The sequence below is a fragment of the Streptomyces sp. NPDC048671 genome, assembly GCF_055587045.1.
This window is the reverse complement of record NZ_JBVJHB010000003.1, coordinates 166,483-181,652: the sequence shown is the minus strand read 5'-3', so window position 1 is coordinate 181,652 and position 15,170 is coordinate 166,483. Positions and strand designations below refer to the sequence as shown.

Here is a 15,170-nt window from a genome sequence, read left to right as displayed (position 1 = left end):
GCCCTTCATTCGCTTCATGGCCTTTCCGTGCGCCCCCACCCCCTTTCTCGATTTCTCGCACCTTTCCGACTTTCCATCACGGGAGAGACGTTGACCGTCACCATGTCCTCATATCCGGCACCGGCCGCACCCGTCGCACCCGTCGCACCGGCCGCACCCGGCATCGCCCCGGACCGTTTCAAGCAGGCGTTCCGCCGCCATCCAGCCGGGGTCGTCGTCGTCACCGCCGACGCGGGCCACGGCCCCATAGGTTTCACCGCGACCTCGCTCAGCTCGCTCTCGCTGGACCCGCCACTGGTGTCGTTCGGTATCGGCACCACCACCTCGTCCTGGCCGCACATCGAACGGGCCCGCACAGCCGTCGTGAACTTCCTCGGCGCCGAACAGCGGGGACTGGCCACCACCTTCGCCACCAGCGGCATCGACCGCTTCGCCGCGCCCACCCGCTGGCGGCGGCTGCCGGAGGGGGAGCCGGTGCTCGACGGGGTGGCCGGGTGGCTGCGGCTGGAGATCGAACAGCTCGTCCCGGCCGGTGACCACCGCGTCGTCATCGCCCGCGTGGTGGACGCCCGGCTCGACGAGGGACGCGGCCCGCTCCTCTTCCACGACGGCACCTACCACACCCTCCGAGCGCCCGCGCTCCCCGCCGACCACTGATCAGGAACCCACCGTGCCCTTCCACGACACATACCGGACCGTCGGCCGCAGATCGTTTCTCGCGCTCACCGGTGCGACGGTCATCGGCACTCTCGCCGCCTGCTCGCCCCGGGCCGAAACGGTGGCGAGCGCCGAACCCGCCGGCAGGCTTCCCTCGGGAGCGCCGCCGCCCGGCACGAAACTGTCCATAGCCGTCCGCTCCACCAAACTCCAACTGGGCCCTTCCGGACTGCGGAAGGACCTGCCGTTCACCGTTTCCGAGTGGCCCAATCTGAGCGCGGGTCCCGATATCATCCAGGGATTCCGGGCCCATTCCATCGACCTCGCGGTCAATGCCGGAATTCCGCCGATCCAGGCCCAGGCGATCGGCGTCGGCGCGAAGATCGTCGCGGTGCAGGTGCGCAACAACCCCTCGTACGTCTTCGCGACCGCACCCGGCTCCGACATCAGGACCGCGGCCGACTTCCGCGGTAAGAAGATCGGCTTCTCGCAGGGCCAGGCGCAGGGTGTCGTCGTACTGCGCGCGCTGAAGCAGGCGGGCCTCGCCAACAAGGACGTCGAACTGGTCGCCCTGCCCAGCACCCAGTTCCTCACCGCCCTCCAGTCCAGGCAGGTCGACGTGGCCCCGCTGGGCGAGCCGACGCTCACCAAGTACCTGACCCAGTACGGGAAGGACGGGGCGCGCGGCCTGAAGACCGACGTCGTGGACCTGCTCTCGGTCCTCTGGGCGCCCAACGAGGTGCTGAACGACAGGGCCAAGGCCGCCGCGGTCCGCTCCTTCGTCCCGCTGTGGGCCCGCGGCCTGGCCTGGGCCTGGGAGAACAGCGACGAATGGATCGACACGTACTACGTCAAGGACCAGGGCGTCTCCCGGGAGGACGGCAAGCGCATCGTCGCCTCCCTCCACAAACCGCAGTTCCCGGTGAGCTGGGACAAGGCCATCGCCTGGGAGCAGGAGACCGCCGACCTGATGGCCGCGGGCGGCTTCGTGCCGAAACAGGACGTCACCGGGCTGTTCGACCGCCGCTTCGAGGGGCTGGCGGCCGGGGCCGTGGCGGCCCGCTACCGGGAGACGTCATGACCGAACTGCTGACGAACGCCCGCACCGCGGGCCGCGTGAACACGGCCGTCGCGCCCGAGGAGGCCGGGAAGCGGCCGGACGGACGGGAGTCCGCGCCCAGGTCCGCGCCGCCCCGGTCCACCCGCAGGCGGCTGGGCCCCGGCCGGGCCGTGCCCTTCGGCAGGCTGATCGGACCGGTGCTGGTCATCGCCCTCTGGTGGTTCGCCTCCGCCATCGGCTACCTCGACCCCCGGATCCTGTCCGGCCCCGGCACGGTGCTCTCCACCGCGTCGGACCTCATCTCCAGTGGCCGGCTCCAGGACAACGTCCTCATCTCGCTGCAACGCGCCGGGCTCGGGCTGTTCTTCGGAGTGACCACGGGGGTCGTGCTCGCCGTCGCGGCCGGACTGAGCCGCACCGGCGAGTACCTCCTGGACGGCCCGCTCCAGATCAAGCGCGCCATCCCGTCCCTGGCCATGCTCCCGCTGCTGATCCTCTGGCTCGGCATCGGCGAACAGATGAAGGTCACCGTGATCGCGCTCGGCGTCGCGGTGAATATGTACATCAACACGTACGCCTCGCTGACCGGCATCGACAGCCGGTACGTCGAGCTCGCCGAGGGGCTCGACCTGAGCCGCGCGCAGTTCGTCCGCAAGGTCGTCGGCCCCGGCTCGCTGCCCGGCTTCTTCGTCGGACTGCGCCTCGGTGTCACCGCGTCCTGGCTCGGGCTGATCGTCGTCGAGCAGATCAACGCCACCAGCGGCATCGGCTACATGATGTTCCAGGCCCAGCAGTACGCCCAGTCCGACGTGATCATCGTCGGCCTGGTGGCCTACGGGATCTTCGGCTTCGCATCGGACGCGGCAGTACGCGCCGTCGAGAGGAGGGTCCTGTCATGGCGACGCACTCTGGCGGGCTGACAGACACCCGCGACACGGCCGGAACGGCTCTGGAGGTTCCCGCAGTACGCACCCGGGGGCTGGTTCGCCGGTTCGGCGACCGGGACGTCCTCAAGCAGCTCGATCTCACCGTCGCACCGGGGGAGTTCACCGCGCTGCTCGGACGCAGCGGCTCGGGGAAGTCCACCCTGCTGCGGGCCGTCGCCCGGCTCGACCACGCCGTGGAGGGCTCCGGTGAACTCACCGTCCCCGACCGGGTCTCGCTCTCCTTCCAGGACTCCCGGCTGCTGCCCTGGCTCCGGGCGATCGACAACGTCGTCCTCGGGCTGCGCGGCCCGAGGGCCCGCGAACGCGGTCTCACCGCACTGGCCGAGGTCGGGCTGGAGGGCCGCGACCGGTCCTGGCCGCACGAGCTGTCCGGCGGCGAACAGCAGCGCGCGGCCCTGGCCCGCGCCCTGGTCCGCGATCCCGAACTGCTCCTGGCCGACGAGCCGTTCGGCGCGCTGGACGCCCTCACCCGGATCAGGATGCACGGTCTGCTGCGCGAACTGTACGAGCGCCACCGCCCCGCGGTGCTGCTGGTCACCCATGACGTCGACGAGGCCGTCGAACTGGCCGACCGGGTACTCGTCCTGGAGGACGGCCGGATCTCCGTCGACCTCACCGTCGACCTGCCCACCCCGCGCTCCCGGCGCGACCCCCGGTTCCAGGAGTACCGCGACACGCTGCTCGACGCCCTCGGCGTGCCCCAGCCCCAGCCCCAGCCCCCGGCCCGCTCCGAAGTGAAGGAATCCCATGTCCCGCACGCCTGACCGCAAGCAGCTGCACCTCAACGCCTTCCTCATGTCCACCGGCCACCACGAGGCGTCCTGGCGGCTGCCCGAGAGCCCGGCCGGGGCCGACTCCGACATCGAGCACTACAAGAACCTGGCCCGGATCGCCGAACGCGGCCGGCTGGACTCGCTGTTCCTCGCCGACAGCCCGGTCCTGATGGGCGACCCCGGCCGGCGGCCCGCCGCCAAACTGGAGCCCACCGTCCTGCTGACCGCGCTCGCCGGGGCCACCCGCCACATCGGCCTCATCGCCACCGCGTCGACCAGCTACAACGAGCCGTACAACCTGGCCCGCCGGTTCGCCTCGCTGGACCACGTCTCGGGCGGCCGGGCCGGCTGGAACATCGTCACGACCGCGGGCGCGGACGCGGCCCGCAACTTCGGCCTCGACGACACCCCGCTTCACCACGACCGCTACCGGCGCGCCGGTGAGTTCGTCGAGGTGTCCACCAAGCTCTGGGACAGCTGGGCCGACGACGCCGTGATCGCCGACAAGGAACGCGGCGTCCACGCCCTGGCGGAACGGGTGCGGAAGATCGAACACAGTGGCGAGTTCTTCCGCGTAGAGGGCCCGCTGAACGTACAACGCCCCCCGCAGGGGTATCCCTTGCTCGTACAGGCCGGGTCCAGCGAGGACGGCAAGGACTTCGCCGCCCGGTACGCGGAGGCGGTGTTCACCGCCCAGCAGACCCTGGAGGAAGGCATCGCGTTCTACAAGGATGTGAAGCAGCGCGCCGAGGCGATCGGCCGCAACCCGGACGGCATCAAGATCCTGCCCGGCATCGTGCCCGTCATCGGTGACACCGAGGCCGAGGCCCTGGCGCTCGACGCCGAGCTGGAGAACCTCATCGTCCCGGAGTACGCCAAGCGGCAGCTCGCCCAGCGGCTGAGGATCGCCCCCGACGACCTGGAACTCGACGCGGAACTCCCCGAGGACATTCCCACCGAGGACGAGATCGAGGGCGCCAAGAGCCGCTACACCCTCGTCGTGGAGCTGGCCAGGCGCGAGCACCTGACCGTACGTCAGCTCATCGGCCGGCTCGGCGGCGGACGCGGCCACCGCACGTTCGCCGGCACGGCCGAGCAGGTCGCCGACACCATCGGGCACTGGTACGACAGCGGGGCCGCCGACGGCTTCAACATCATGCCCGCTGTCCTCCCCTCCGGCCTGGAGGTCTTCGTCGACCGGGTGGTGCCGATCCTCCAGGAGCGGGGCCTGTTCCGCACCGAGTACACCGCGAGCACCCTGCGCGGGCACTACGGACTGCCCCGGCCCGCCAACCGGCTGTTCGAGAGCGTCGACAGCGGTGAGGGCCACTTCGGCATCGCTCTGGCGGAGGCCCGGTGACGGGCTGTCCGAACCCGGAAGCCGGTACGCCCACGCAGCCGCCGCCCGGATGGGCCCGGCGGCTGCTGGGCTACTGCCTGCTCCACCGCACCGATCTGCTCCTCGCCTTCGGCGCCGCCGTGGTCGGCGCCGCCGCCACCGCCACCCTGCCGCTCGTGCTGCGGCACGTGGTGGACGGGGTGGCGGCCGGCACCTCCGCCTCGCTCGCCCCCTGGACCGTCCTGCTCGCCGCGCTCGGCGCCGTCCGCTTCGGCGCGAGCTTCACCCGCCGCTACCGTTCGGGCCGGCTGTCGCTCGGGGTGCAGTACGACCTCCGCAACGACGCCTTCGCCGCCCTGCTCCGGCTCGGCGGCGCCCAGCAGGACGATCTGCGCACCGGACAGGTGGTCAGCCGGTCCATCTCCGACATCACCCTCATCCAGACGCTGCTGCAGTTCCTGCCGAACCTCACCGGCAACGCGCTGATGTTCCTCTTCTCGCTGGTCTTCATGGCGGTGCTGTCGCCCCTGCTGACCGTGGTGGCCCTGGTCGTCGGCCCGCTGCTCTGGGTGATCGCGCTGCGCAGCCGCCGCGACCTCTTCCCCGCCAACTGGCACGCCCAGCAGGAGGCCGCCGAGGTCGCCTCCACCGTCGAGGCGGCCGTCACCGGCGTCCGGGTGGTGAAGGGCTTCGGCCAGGAGCAGCGCGAACTCGCCGGGCTCGAACAGCGCGTCCGCAGGCTGTTCGCCTCGCGGCTGCGGGTCGTACGGTTCACCAGCCGCTACAACCCGGCGCTCCAGGCGGTCCCCGCGCTCGGCCAGGTCGCCGTGCTCGCGCTGGGCGGCTGGATGGCCCTGCACGGCCGGATCTCGCTCGGGACCTTTCTCGCCTTCACCACCTATCTCGGATCCTTCGTCACCCCGGTGCGCCAGGTGGCGACGCTGCTCACCGTCTGGCAGCAGGCACGGGCCGGTGCGGAACGGGTCCTGGAGGTCGTGGACGAGGCCCCGGTGATCACCGACTCACCGGGGGCCCGCGAACTCCCGGACGAACCACCCGCCATCGCCTGGGAGAACGTCACCTTCGGCTACGGGGACGGCGAACCGCTCCTGAACGACTTCACCCTGGACATCCGCCCCGGCGAGACCCTCGCCCTGATCGGCCCGGCCGGCTCCGGCAAGTCCACCGCCGCCGCCCTGCTGCCCCGGTTCTACGGCGTGCCGTCCGGATCGGTACGGGTGGGCGGCCGCGACGTCCGCGACCTCACCCTGAACTCCCTCCGGTCCAGAATCGGTTACGTCTTCGAGGAGAGCCTGCTGCTCTCCGACACGGTGCGCGCCAACATCGCCTACGGGGTGCCGGACGCCACCGAGGAGCGGATCCGCGCCGCGGCCCGGATCGCCCGAGCCGACGAGTTCATCGAACGGCTTCCGCAGGGGTACGACACCGTCGTGGGAGAGCAGGGCCTCACGCTCTCCGGCGGCCAGCGCCAGCGGATGGCCCTGGCCCGCGCCCTGATCGGTGACCCGGCCGTGCTCGTCCTGGACGACGCCACATCGGCCATCGACGCCCGGGTGGAGGCGGAGATCCACCACCGGCTGCGGGAGGACGACCGCCGCCGCACCACCTTGATCGTCGCCCACCGCAGATCGACGCTGGAACTCGCCGACCGGGTCGCGATCCTGGACGGCGGCCGGATCACCGACACCGGGACACCGGACGAACTCCGCGACAGATCAGCCCTGTTCCGGCAGCTGCTCATCGCCGACGCCGACGCCGACGCCGATGCCGACGCCCCCGCCACTACCGTTCCCGCCCCAGCCACTCCGCCCGGCTGCCCCACCCCGCACCTCTGGCTCCGCCCCGAGGGGACGGGCGGCGAACAGACGGCGGGCACCTCTGTCCGGGCCGCCCAGGCACTCGCCGTTGCCGCATCCGGGCCCGGACGCGCGGGCCCCGGCGCCGGGGTGCTCGGCTCCGCCCCGCCGAGCCCCGAACTCATGGCCGCCCTGTCCCGGCTCCCGCTCTCCGCGTCCGACCCCGAGGTGTCCACCCGTCAGGCGACCTCCGCCGAGGCCGACTTCGGCCTCGCGACCCTGCTGCGGCCCTTCCGGCTGCCGCTGCTCCTGGGCCTGCTGCTCGTCGCCCTGGACGCCGCCGCCCAGATCACCGTGCCGGTCCTGGTCCGGCAGGGAGTGGACCAGGGGGTGGCCCACCGGTCCGGGAGCGTCCTGCTGACCGCCGCCGCGGCCGCGGGCGTCGTGGTGGCCGCCAACTGGCTGATCGCCGTGGCCCAGGTCCGTACCACCGGACGCACCGGCGAACGTCTCCTCTACACCCTGCGCGTGAAAACCTTCGCGCAGCTCCAGCGCCTCGGTCTCGACTACTACGAGCGCGAGCTCGGCGGCCGGATCATGACCCGGATGACCACCGACGTCGACGCCCTGTCGAACTTCCTCCAGACCGGCCTGATCACCGCCGTGGTGAGCCTGCTGACGGTCCTCGGCGTCCTGGCCAGCCTGCTGGTGATCGACGCGGAGCTGGCACTCGTGCTGCTCGCCGCGCTGCCGCTGCTCATCGTGGCCACCGCGGTCTTCCGCCACTACTCGGTGCCCGCGTACCGCGAGGCCCGGGAGCGGATCAGCGCCGTCAACGCCTGTCTGCAGGAGAACGTCACCGCGATCCGGGTCACCCAGGCCTTCCGCCGCGAGGACCGCAACGCCGCCGACTTCGCCGGACTCGCCTGGTCCTTCCGGAACTCCAGGCTGCGCGCCCACCGCTACATCGGCACGTTCTTCCCGTTCGTCGAATTCCTCGGCACGCTCTCCTCGGCGGCCGTGCTCACGGTCGGTGCCGGACAGGTCCGCTCGGGGGAGCTGAGCGCGGGGACGCTCATCGCGTTCCTGCTCTACGTCGAGCTGTTCTTCTCACCGATCCAGCAGCTCTCCCAGGTCTTCGACGGCTATCAGCAGGCCGTCGTCGGCCTCGGCCGGCTGCGCGGCCTGATGCGCACCCCCGCCGGCACCCCGCCGGCGAAGGACGCCCGGCCGGTCCCCGCGCTGCGCGGCGAGGTCGAGTTCGACTCGGTCTCCTTCGGATACGCGGGCGGTGGCGGGCAGGAGGTCCTGCACGGGGTCTCCCTGCGCATCGCGCCCGGCGAGACCGTCGCCCTGGTCGGTGCCACCGGGGCCGGGAAGTCGACCGTCGTGAAGCTCCTCGCCCGGTTCTACGACCCCTCCGCCGGCGCCGTCCGCGTGGACGGGCACGATCTGCGCGAGCTCGACCTGCCCGGCTTCCGCCGCAGACTCGGGGTGGTCCCGCAGGAGGCCCATCTGTTCAGCGGCACGGTCCGCGACGCCATCGCCTACGGACGACCCGAAGCCACCGACGCCGAGGTCGAGCAGGCGGCCCGCGCGGTCGGCGCGCACGACATGGTGGCCGGACTGCGGCTCGGCTACCTCCAGCAGGTGGGGGAGCGCGGCCGGAACCTCTCCGCCGGACAGCGCCAGCTGCTGGCCCTGGCCCGCGCCGAACTCGTCGACCCGGACGTCCTGTTGCTCGACGAGGCCACCGCCTCACTGGACCTGGCCACCGAACGCGGAGTGGCGGCGGCGACCGAGGTGCTGTCCCGTCGCCGTACCACCGTCGTCGTCGCCCACCGGCTGACCACGGCGGTCCGGGCCGACAGGGTGGTGGTGCTCGACGCGGGAGCCGTCGTCGAGACCGGCACCCACACCGAACTGCTCGCCGCCCACGGCCCCTACCGGCGGCTGTGGGACGCCTTCCGGGAAACCGGCCCGGCGACGCCGGTCGACCAGCTGAATGCCATGGAACTCGCCGAGGGGAGCACGGGATGACGGAGTCCGTGAATCCGCAGGCCGGGGCGGCGTGCCGGGTACCGGGAGTCAGGCGGCCGGTACCCGGTCCAGGAATCCGCTGACCGAGCTGATCCGCCCGTCGTCGGCGAGAGTGATCACGTCCGAACCGGCGACGGGCGCCGAGCCGTCCGCCGCGGCGACCAGTTCCCAGCTGAAGCGGACCAGCGAGTGGTGCCCGTCGACGGCCCCGGCCGGACGGAAGGCGAAGCCGGGGAACTGCTGCTGGGCGCCGCTGATCGCGGCCGCCAGCTCGTCGTGTCCCCGCACTGCGGCCAGCGGGTCGGTGTAGGTGGCGTCCTCGGTGAACGCCGCGGCGACGGCCTTCTCCAGCTCCTCGGGGGTGGCGGCGTTCCAGGCGGTGAAGTAGCGCTGGACGGCGTCGTCGTACGCGGTCATCGTGGGGCCCTCTCGTCGGTTCCGGCGGGTGCGCCGGGCGCGTTGTGCTCGTGAGGAACACGATGTCCGACATCGTGGAACCGGTCGATTACCTCCGGGGTAAGCGAGGGCCGGGCGAGCGTGAGGGCACCGGACCGGTCAGCGCCGGTGTTCGTCCAGGAAGCCCATCAGCGCGGTGTTGAGCTCCTCGGCATGGGTCCAGCCGATGTTGTGCGGACCGCCCGAGATCTCCACGAGGCGGCTGTCAGGGATGAGGTCCGACAGCCGCCGCCCGGTGGAGTCGATGGGCAGGATACGGTCCTCGTCGCCCTGCACGACCAGCGTCGGCACGTCGTTCTTCGGCAGGTCGTCGCGGAAGTCCGTCAGCCAGGCCGGCACACACGCCAGCGTGGCGTGGGCCGAGGCGTCCGCCGCCACGTTCCACTGCATCCGCAGGGCCTGTTCGCTGATCCGGGTGCCCCCGAGCTTGTCGGTGTTGTTGAAGGCATCAAGGAACTCCGTCAGATAGGCGGGCCGGTCCGCGACGACGGCGCTCATGATGCCGTCGAAAACGCTCTGGTCGACGCCTGCGGGGTTGTCGTCCGTCTTCAGCAGGAACGGCGGCACGGGCGCCACCAGGACCGCCAGGCCGACCCGGCGCGAGCCGTGGTTGCCGAGGTAGCGGGTGACCTCACCGGTACCCATGGAGAACCCCGTCAGCACCGCGTCCTGGAGGTCGAGCATCTCCATCACGGTGTTCAGGTCCTCGGCGAACGTGTCGTAGTCGTACCCGGTGACGGGCCTGCTCGACCGGCCGAAACCGCGCCGGTCGTAGGTGATCACCCGGTACCCGGCGCCGAGCAGGACCGGGAGCTGCTTCTCCCACGAAGCGCCGCTCAGCGGGAACCCGTGGATCAGGACGACCGGCCTGCCCGTGCCGTGGTCCTCGTAGTACAGCTCGATGTCGGCGGAGTTCTCCCGGCCGACGGTGATGTACGGCATGTTGACTCTCCTTCGGTACGGCGGTGCCGCGACGGACGGGCGAAGTGGCGGGGGAGCGCGGCGGGTTCCCGGGCCGGGATCGTCACACCCGGCCGTCCGGGACGACGTGCATGGCGGCCTCCTCGGCCGATGCCGCCGCGCCGTCGATCCCGACGTCCTCGCCCGCCGTGGTGTCCGGGTCGTTGCGGTCCAGCTCCCTGGTGAGGCGCCCGGCACGTACGGTCCCGACCTCGTCGTCCCAGGGCTCGCCGTCCCCGTCCGGCTTGTCGCCCACGCCGTCACCGGGCTCGTCGGCGATCTCGGGCAGCTCCCGGGCGAGCCGCCCCTCCAGGGCCTCGCCGCTGTGCTGCTCGGACGCGGTGGTCCCCCGGTCCTCCACGGCCCACGGCCGCTCGGGCGGGGAGTAGCCCTCGTCGAGGATGTCAGGGACATCGTGGCGGTCCAGGGTGTCTTCCGCGTCGAGCAGATCGGCGGGGTCGGAGGCCTCCGGCTGCTGGGGCTGGTAGACCTCGTCGCCCCGGTCGGCATCCTTCATGATGAGTCCCTTCCCGATATAGGGGGATCCCGGTCATGCCCACCGTACGACGCGGGAGAAGGGGGGCACAGCGGCCCAATTGCCTTCGGACTTCCCGTACCTCCTCAGGATAGGGCGCCCGGCGCCGGGCCCGCAGTCGCGCGGCGGCGGGTGGGCGGCGACAGCCGGAGTGCGGGACGATGGAGAGTGTGGGCCCGAGCGGCCCCCCAGCGCGGGACCGGCACGGAGAGACGCGTGGAGAGCCGCGTCCGGAGGCCGTCCGCAGACGCAGCCACGGAAAGGCCGTCATGGATTACCCGGAGAGCTACCAGCTGGTATTTCAGTCGTCCGCGGTGGAGGACGACACGGTGACCGTCCGGCGGACCGCACAGTCCGGGGCCGGTGGGTACCCGGTCTACGAGGACGAGACCGGGATCATCCGGGCGGAGATCAGTGAGCGCGCGGAGGTGCGCATGCTCGCCAGCGGCGGGCACCAGCTCCTCGGGACGCCGCTGGTGGTGCGTACACCGGCCCGATGAGCCGGGGCCGGCCCCGCCACCGCCGCGGCGGCCGGCGCGACGAGCAGATCCTCCCCCGAGCGCGGAGCGCCCGGGGACTCCCTGGACATCGCGGAGCCTTATCACGTGCCCATGTCCGCTGACATCGTGCCGACGCAGGACAATCCGCCCCGAGGCGTCAAACACTTGGTCGAAATTTTGCCCCTGGTGGGCTGCGCGCGGGAGACACCAGGCACACTCAAGCTGTAGGAATCTCGCCACGAAGAGGATCACGCATGATCACGTTGAAGAAGGAAGACGGCCCCGCGGATCTGGACGGGGTGACCCATCTGTCCATCGGGGCGTCCTGGGATCCCACTGTCGGCAGCAGTGGCGGGCTGATCGGGAAGATCCGCCAGAAGAAGGGCACCGACCTCGACCTCATCGCCATCGCGATGCAGGGCGCGGAGCCGGTGCGGCTGGCCGGGCTGGACTCGCTGGACCCGCTGGGCAACGGCTCGCTGGCGCACAGCGGCGACAACCAGACCGGGCGCGGTGACGGCGACGACGAGACCGTGACCGTCGACTTCGCCAGGGTGCCGGCCAATATCACGTCCATCGTCTTCGTCGCCGCGGCGTACAAGAAGCACAGCTCCTTCCAGAACGCGCGCAACATCAGCTTCAAGGTGTACGACGCGACGGGCGGCTCCACCCAGCAGGTCGCCGACATCTGGCCGAGCCTGCTCAGCAACGACAACGGCTGCGCCGTGGCCAAGGCGTTCCGTGTCGGCGGGAGCTGGAAGCTTGAGGTGATCAACGAGACCGGGAAGATCAAGCAGGGCGACGAGCAGGCCCTGATGCGCTTCGCCGTGAGCAAGTAGCCGGCAGACAGCCGGGGCGTGTTCCTGGAACACGGTGTCCCCGTTCCGCGACCGCGCCGGTGTTCAGTTCACCCGGCGCGTGCGGGACGGGGACGTCGCGTTTCCGGAGGCCAGCGGGGACCGTGCCAGTTCGACGCAGCCCGCGGTGATCAGGACCAGGGCCAGCAGTTCGGGGAGCAGCCACCAGCCGGTGCGCAGTTGCTCGCCGAACAGGGTCACCCCGTACAGGACGCTGATCAGGGCGTCGCCCAGGGTCAGGCACGGCTGGACCGCGACCAGGGTGCCCGCCTGGAGGGCGTTCTGGAGGAGGAACAGCGCGCCGACGCCCGCCGCGGCGGTGGCGTAGAGCTGCCAGGACTCGAAGAGCACCACCACCCCGTCGCCGTCGCTGAGCCGCGCCATGGCGTCCTTCATGAGGGCGGCGGTGAGCGCGTATCCGCAGGCGGCGGCCAGGCCGAGCAGGGCGGCCCGGGGGTTGCCGCGGGTGGCCCGTGCCCCGGCGATCAGGGCCGCCTCGAAGAGGCCGGTCAGGATCAGCGCCGGAACCCACGCCGCCCCGTGCACCGTGGTGCTCCCGCCGCCCGGAGCGGCCGATGCCATACCGAGGGCCAGACCGGTCGTGACGGCGGCCGCCCCGTACCAGACGGGCCGGGGCACCCGCACCCGCATCACGAACCCCGCCAGCAGCAGGGTCGCCGGCAGCTCGATCACGAAGATCGGCTGGACCACCGCGATCGGCCCGGTGGCCAGCGCCACGGCCTGGCAGACGGCCGCGACGATCACCAGCGAGATCCCCGCGAGCCACACCTTCTGGCGCAGCAGATGACCGATCAGCGACACGTGCATCGCCTCCCGGTCCGGGACGTTGGCGGCGGCTCGGCGCTGGAGAACGGAGGCGGATCCGTTGCTGAGCGCGGTCAGGACGGCGAAGAGGACGCTGATCACGGGTCCATGATGCGGGCGGACGCCCCCGGGAGCCGGGTCCCACGCCCGGCGGCACGGCGGAGCACGAAGAACCACGCCATCAGGACGGAATCCGGCCTGATGGCCGCGTACCGTGCCGCCCATGGCCGTGCCGAAGAAGAAGACCTCCGCCCCCGCCCCCGCGGTGCTCTCGCCGCGGGCACTGGGGCGCGCGACCCTGGAACGCCAACTGCTGCTGCGCCGCGCCCGGATGACGGCCGAGGAAGCGATCCGGCACCTCGTCGGCCTCCAGGCGCAGAACACCAGGCCGCCGTACTTCCAGCTGCTGGCCCGCCTCGAGGGCTTCGACCCCGCCGAGCTCGCCGCACTGATGGAGTCGCGCGAGGCCGTCCGCATCGTCACCCTGCGCTCCACCATCCACACCCACACCGCCGACGACGCCCTCACCCTGCGCCCCCTCGTCCAGGAGGCCCGCGAGCGGGAGCTGAGGATCTTCCGGAAGCGGCTCGTGGGCGTGGACCTGGACCGGCTCCGCGACATCAGCCGGGAGTACGTCGAGGAGGCGTCCCGCACCCCGAAGGAGATCCGCGAGAGGCTGCTCACCGAGTGGCCCGACGCGGACCCGCAGGCCCTGAGCACGGCGGCCCGCTGCGTGCTGCCGCTGGTCCAGGTGACCCCGCGCGGGGTGTGGGGAAAGAGCGGCCGGGTGGCGCTGACCACCGTCGAGCACTGGCTCGACAGGCCCTCCGAGCCGGTGCCCGCGCCCGACGCCACCGTGCTGCGCTACCTCGGCGCCTTCGGGCCCGCGTCGGTGCGGGACATGCAGACATGGGCCGGTCTGACCCGGCTGGGGGAGGTCTTCGACCGGCTGCGTCCGCGGCTCGTCACCTTCCGGGACGAGAACGGCGTCGAGCTCTTCGACCTGCCCGACGCCCCGCGCCCCGACGAGGACACCCCCGCCCCGCCACGCTTCCTGCCCGAGTTCGACAACGTGCTGCTCGGCCACGCGGACCGCACCCGCGTCATCCCGCCGAGGTTCAAGGGGCGCAACGGAGTGGGAAACCAGAGTTACGGAAGTGTCCTGGCCGACGGCTTCCTCGCGGCCCTCTGGCGGCTGGACGCCGGACGGGGCGGCGCGCCGGCCACCGTCACCGTGCAGGAGCTGCGGCGGCTCGGCGCGGCCGGGCGCGACGCCGTCACGCAGGAGGCCGTCGCCCTGCTCTCCGTGATGACGCAAGCGGCCACGGACGGCAGCGGGTACGACATCAGGTTCGCCCCGTTCGTCGACTTCGACGGGTGACGGCGGGACCGTGTGAACGGGGCGCCGGGGACGGAAAACCAGCTCCGGCCCCGCGACTACGGCAGCAGCCCCGCCCGCCGGGCCGCGACGACCGCCTCCAGCCGGGTGTGCGAGCCGAGCTTCCGCATCGCGGAGCGCAGATAGCCCTTCACCGTCTCCGGGCGCAGCCCGAGCCGCTCCGCCGCCACCGCGTTCGTCGCACCCGCCGCGACACAGGAGAGGACGTCGAGCTCGCGCGGCGCCAGCTGCACCTCCCGGGACCCCGGCACCCGGGTTCCGGCCGCCGAGGCGAGCCGCCCGCACACCGCGAGCAACTCGTCGCGCAGCGCCGGGTCGAGGACCTTCGGCACCAGGGCGCGCAGTTCCCGGTGCGCCTCCCGGACGCCCTCCCACGCCTCCGGGGCGGCCCGCGGATCGGTCACCTCCTCGCGGGTCACGGCCAGCAGCAGCTGCACCTCGTCCCGGACGGCGAGCGCCTGCTCCACATCGCGGGCCGCCGCCACCGCCGCGTCGAACGTCCGGTCCCCGAGCACGAGGGGTTCGCGCAGCGCCCCGTACAGCACGCCCCGCACCCTGCGCCGTACGACGACGGGTACCGCGACCACCGAGCGCAGGCCCTCCGCGGCCACAGCCGTGTCGTACTCGTGGCTGATGTGGCGCGAGGAGTGGTAGTCGGTCACCGCGCACGGCCGGGACAGGGCGATCGCCTTGCCGCCCAGCCCACTGCCGGCCGAGATCACCAGCCCGCGCAGCGCCGCGGTGTGCGCCCCGTTCAGCTCGGCGATCCTGGCATGGCGGGTGTCGGAGAGCAGCCCCCCGAACGCCACGGGCAGCCCGCTCGTCCGGCGCAGCCGCAGCAGCGCGGCCTGCATCTCCACCGCATCGACGGATTCCGGCACGATGACGCCTCTCTGCCCGGCCCCAGGGGTTCGGCTGCCTGCGCAGCACCCCCGTTCGGGGGTGGTGAGACCTGGGTCACTGTTTACATCATGTTAAGAGACCGGTCCGGTCCGCAATGAGGAG

General features: G+C 72.0%; 14 protein-coding genes. 9 read left to right on the top strand and 5 right to left on the bottom strand.

The features are described from left to right. The first annotated feature begins 102 nt into the window (after positions 1-102). The 6 genes from ACZ6S6_RS07765 to ACZ6S6_RS07740 are packed head-to-tail and all read left to right on the top strand — an operon-like array spanning position 103 to position 8,633. Positions 103-657, top strand: coding sequence for a flavin reductase family protein (locus ACZ6S6_RS07765; RefSeq protein ID WP_469704346.1), 555 nt, complete (start codon positions 103-105; stop codon positions 655-657). Positions 658-670: 13 nt separating this feature from the next. Then, positions 671-1,738 carry an ABC transporter substrate-binding protein gene (locus tag ACZ6S6_RS07760; RefSeq protein WP_362954597.1) on the top strand — a complete coding sequence of 356 codons (1,068 nt, stop codon included), beginning with the start codon at positions 671-673 and terminating at the stop codon, positions 1,736-1,738. Further along, positions 1,735-2,637 (top strand): ABC transporter permease, encoded by a 903-nt coding sequence (locus ACZ6S6_RS07755; protein ID WP_469704345.1) that lies wholly within the window; start codon positions 1,735-1,737, stop codon positions 2,635-2,637. The genes ACZ6S6_RS07760 and ACZ6S6_RS07755 overlap by 4 nt, the downstream gene beginning before the upstream one ends. Then, on the top strand, positions 2,613-3,428 hold the full coding sequence (locus ACZ6S6_RS07750; RefSeq protein ID WP_469704344.1) for an ABC transporter ATP-binding protein: 816 nt from the start codon (positions 2,613-2,615) through the stop codon (positions 3,426-3,428). Before ACZ6S6_RS07755 ends, ACZ6S6_RS07750 begins: the two co-directional genes overlap by 25 nt. Then, a complete protein-coding gene (locus ACZ6S6_RS07745; RefSeq protein ID WP_362954592.1) occupies positions 3,412-4,797 on the top strand; it encodes an LLM class flavin-dependent oxidoreductase in 1,386 nt (461 codons plus the stop codon). The genes ACZ6S6_RS07750 and ACZ6S6_RS07745 overlap by 17 nt, the downstream gene beginning before the upstream one ends. Beyond that, the gene (locus ACZ6S6_RS07740; protein ID WP_469704343.1) at positions 4,794-8,633 is read left to right on the top strand and encodes an ABC transporter ATP-binding protein; all 3,840 of its coding nucleotides are present in this window, start codon (positions 4,794-4,796) and stop codon (positions 8,631-8,633) included. The genes ACZ6S6_RS07745 and ACZ6S6_RS07740 overlap by 4 nt, the downstream gene beginning before the upstream one ends. A gap of 48 nt (positions 8,634-8,681) precedes the next feature. On the opposite strand, the gene ACZ6S6_RS07735 is transcribed toward ACZ6S6_RS07740, so the two are convergent. The 3 genes from ACZ6S6_RS07735 to ACZ6S6_RS07725 all read right to left on the bottom strand — a co-directional run bounded on the left by ACZ6S6_RS07735 (position 8,682) and on the right by ACZ6S6_RS07725 (position 10,566). Continuing rightward, the gene (locus ACZ6S6_RS07735) at positions 8,682-9,050 is read right to left on the bottom strand and encodes a nuclear transport factor 2 family protein (RefSeq protein WP_469704342.1); all 369 of its coding nucleotides are present in this window, start codon (positions 9,048-9,050) and stop codon (positions 8,682-8,684) included. 138 nt (positions 9,051-9,188) lie between these two features. Further along, on the bottom strand, positions 9,189-10,031 hold the full coding sequence (locus ACZ6S6_RS07730; RefSeq protein WP_362954588.1) for an alpha/beta fold hydrolase: 843 nt from the start codon (positions 10,029-10,031) through the stop codon (positions 9,189-9,191). 82 nt (positions 10,032-10,113) lie between these two features. After that, positions 10,114-10,566 carry a DUF5709 domain-containing protein gene (locus tag ACZ6S6_RS07725; RefSeq protein ID WP_362954586.1) on the bottom strand — a complete coding sequence of 151 codons (453 nt, stop codon included), beginning with the start codon at positions 10,564-10,566 and terminating at the stop codon, positions 10,114-10,116. A gap of 287 nt (positions 10,567-10,853) precedes the next feature. Here ACZ6S6_RS07725 and ACZ6S6_RS07720 point away from each other — a divergent pair, with 287 nt between their 5' ends. Next, a complete protein-coding gene (locus tag ACZ6S6_RS07720) occupies positions 10,854-11,084 on the top strand; it encodes a DUF6296 family protein (RefSeq protein ID WP_362954584.1) in 231 nt (76 codons plus the stop codon). A gap of 254 nt (positions 11,085-11,338) precedes the next feature. Then, complete coding sequence (locus ACZ6S6_RS07715; RefSeq protein ID WP_362954582.1) at positions 11,339-11,923, top strand: TerD family protein; 585 nt, start codon at positions 11,339-11,341, stop codon at positions 11,921-11,923. Positions 11,924-11,986: 63 nt separating this feature from the next. On the opposite strand, the gene ACZ6S6_RS07710 is transcribed toward ACZ6S6_RS07715, so the two are convergent. Beyond that, positions 11,987-12,868: a DMT family transporter gene (locus tag ACZ6S6_RS07710; RefSeq protein ID WP_362954580.1), complete on the bottom strand. Its 882-nt coding sequence runs from the start codon at positions 12,866-12,868 to the stop codon at positions 11,987-11,989. Between the two features lie 121 nt (positions 12,869-12,989). On the opposite strand from ACZ6S6_RS07710, the gene ACZ6S6_RS07705 reads away from it, so the two are divergent. Next, positions 12,990-14,147 (top strand): winged helix DNA-binding domain-containing protein, encoded by a 1,158-nt coding sequence (locus ACZ6S6_RS07705; protein ID WP_362954579.1) that lies wholly within the window; start codon positions 12,990-12,992, stop codon positions 14,145-14,147. A 56-nt stretch (positions 14,148-14,203) separates the two neighbouring features. On the opposite strand, the gene ACZ6S6_RS07700 is transcribed toward ACZ6S6_RS07705, so the two are convergent. After that, positions 14,204-15,046 (bottom strand): helix-turn-helix transcriptional regulator, encoded by an 843-nt coding sequence (locus ACZ6S6_RS07700; RefSeq protein WP_362954577.1) that lies wholly within the window; start codon positions 15,044-15,046, stop codon positions 14,204-14,206. Between the last annotated feature and the right edge of the window lie 124 nt (positions 15,047-15,170).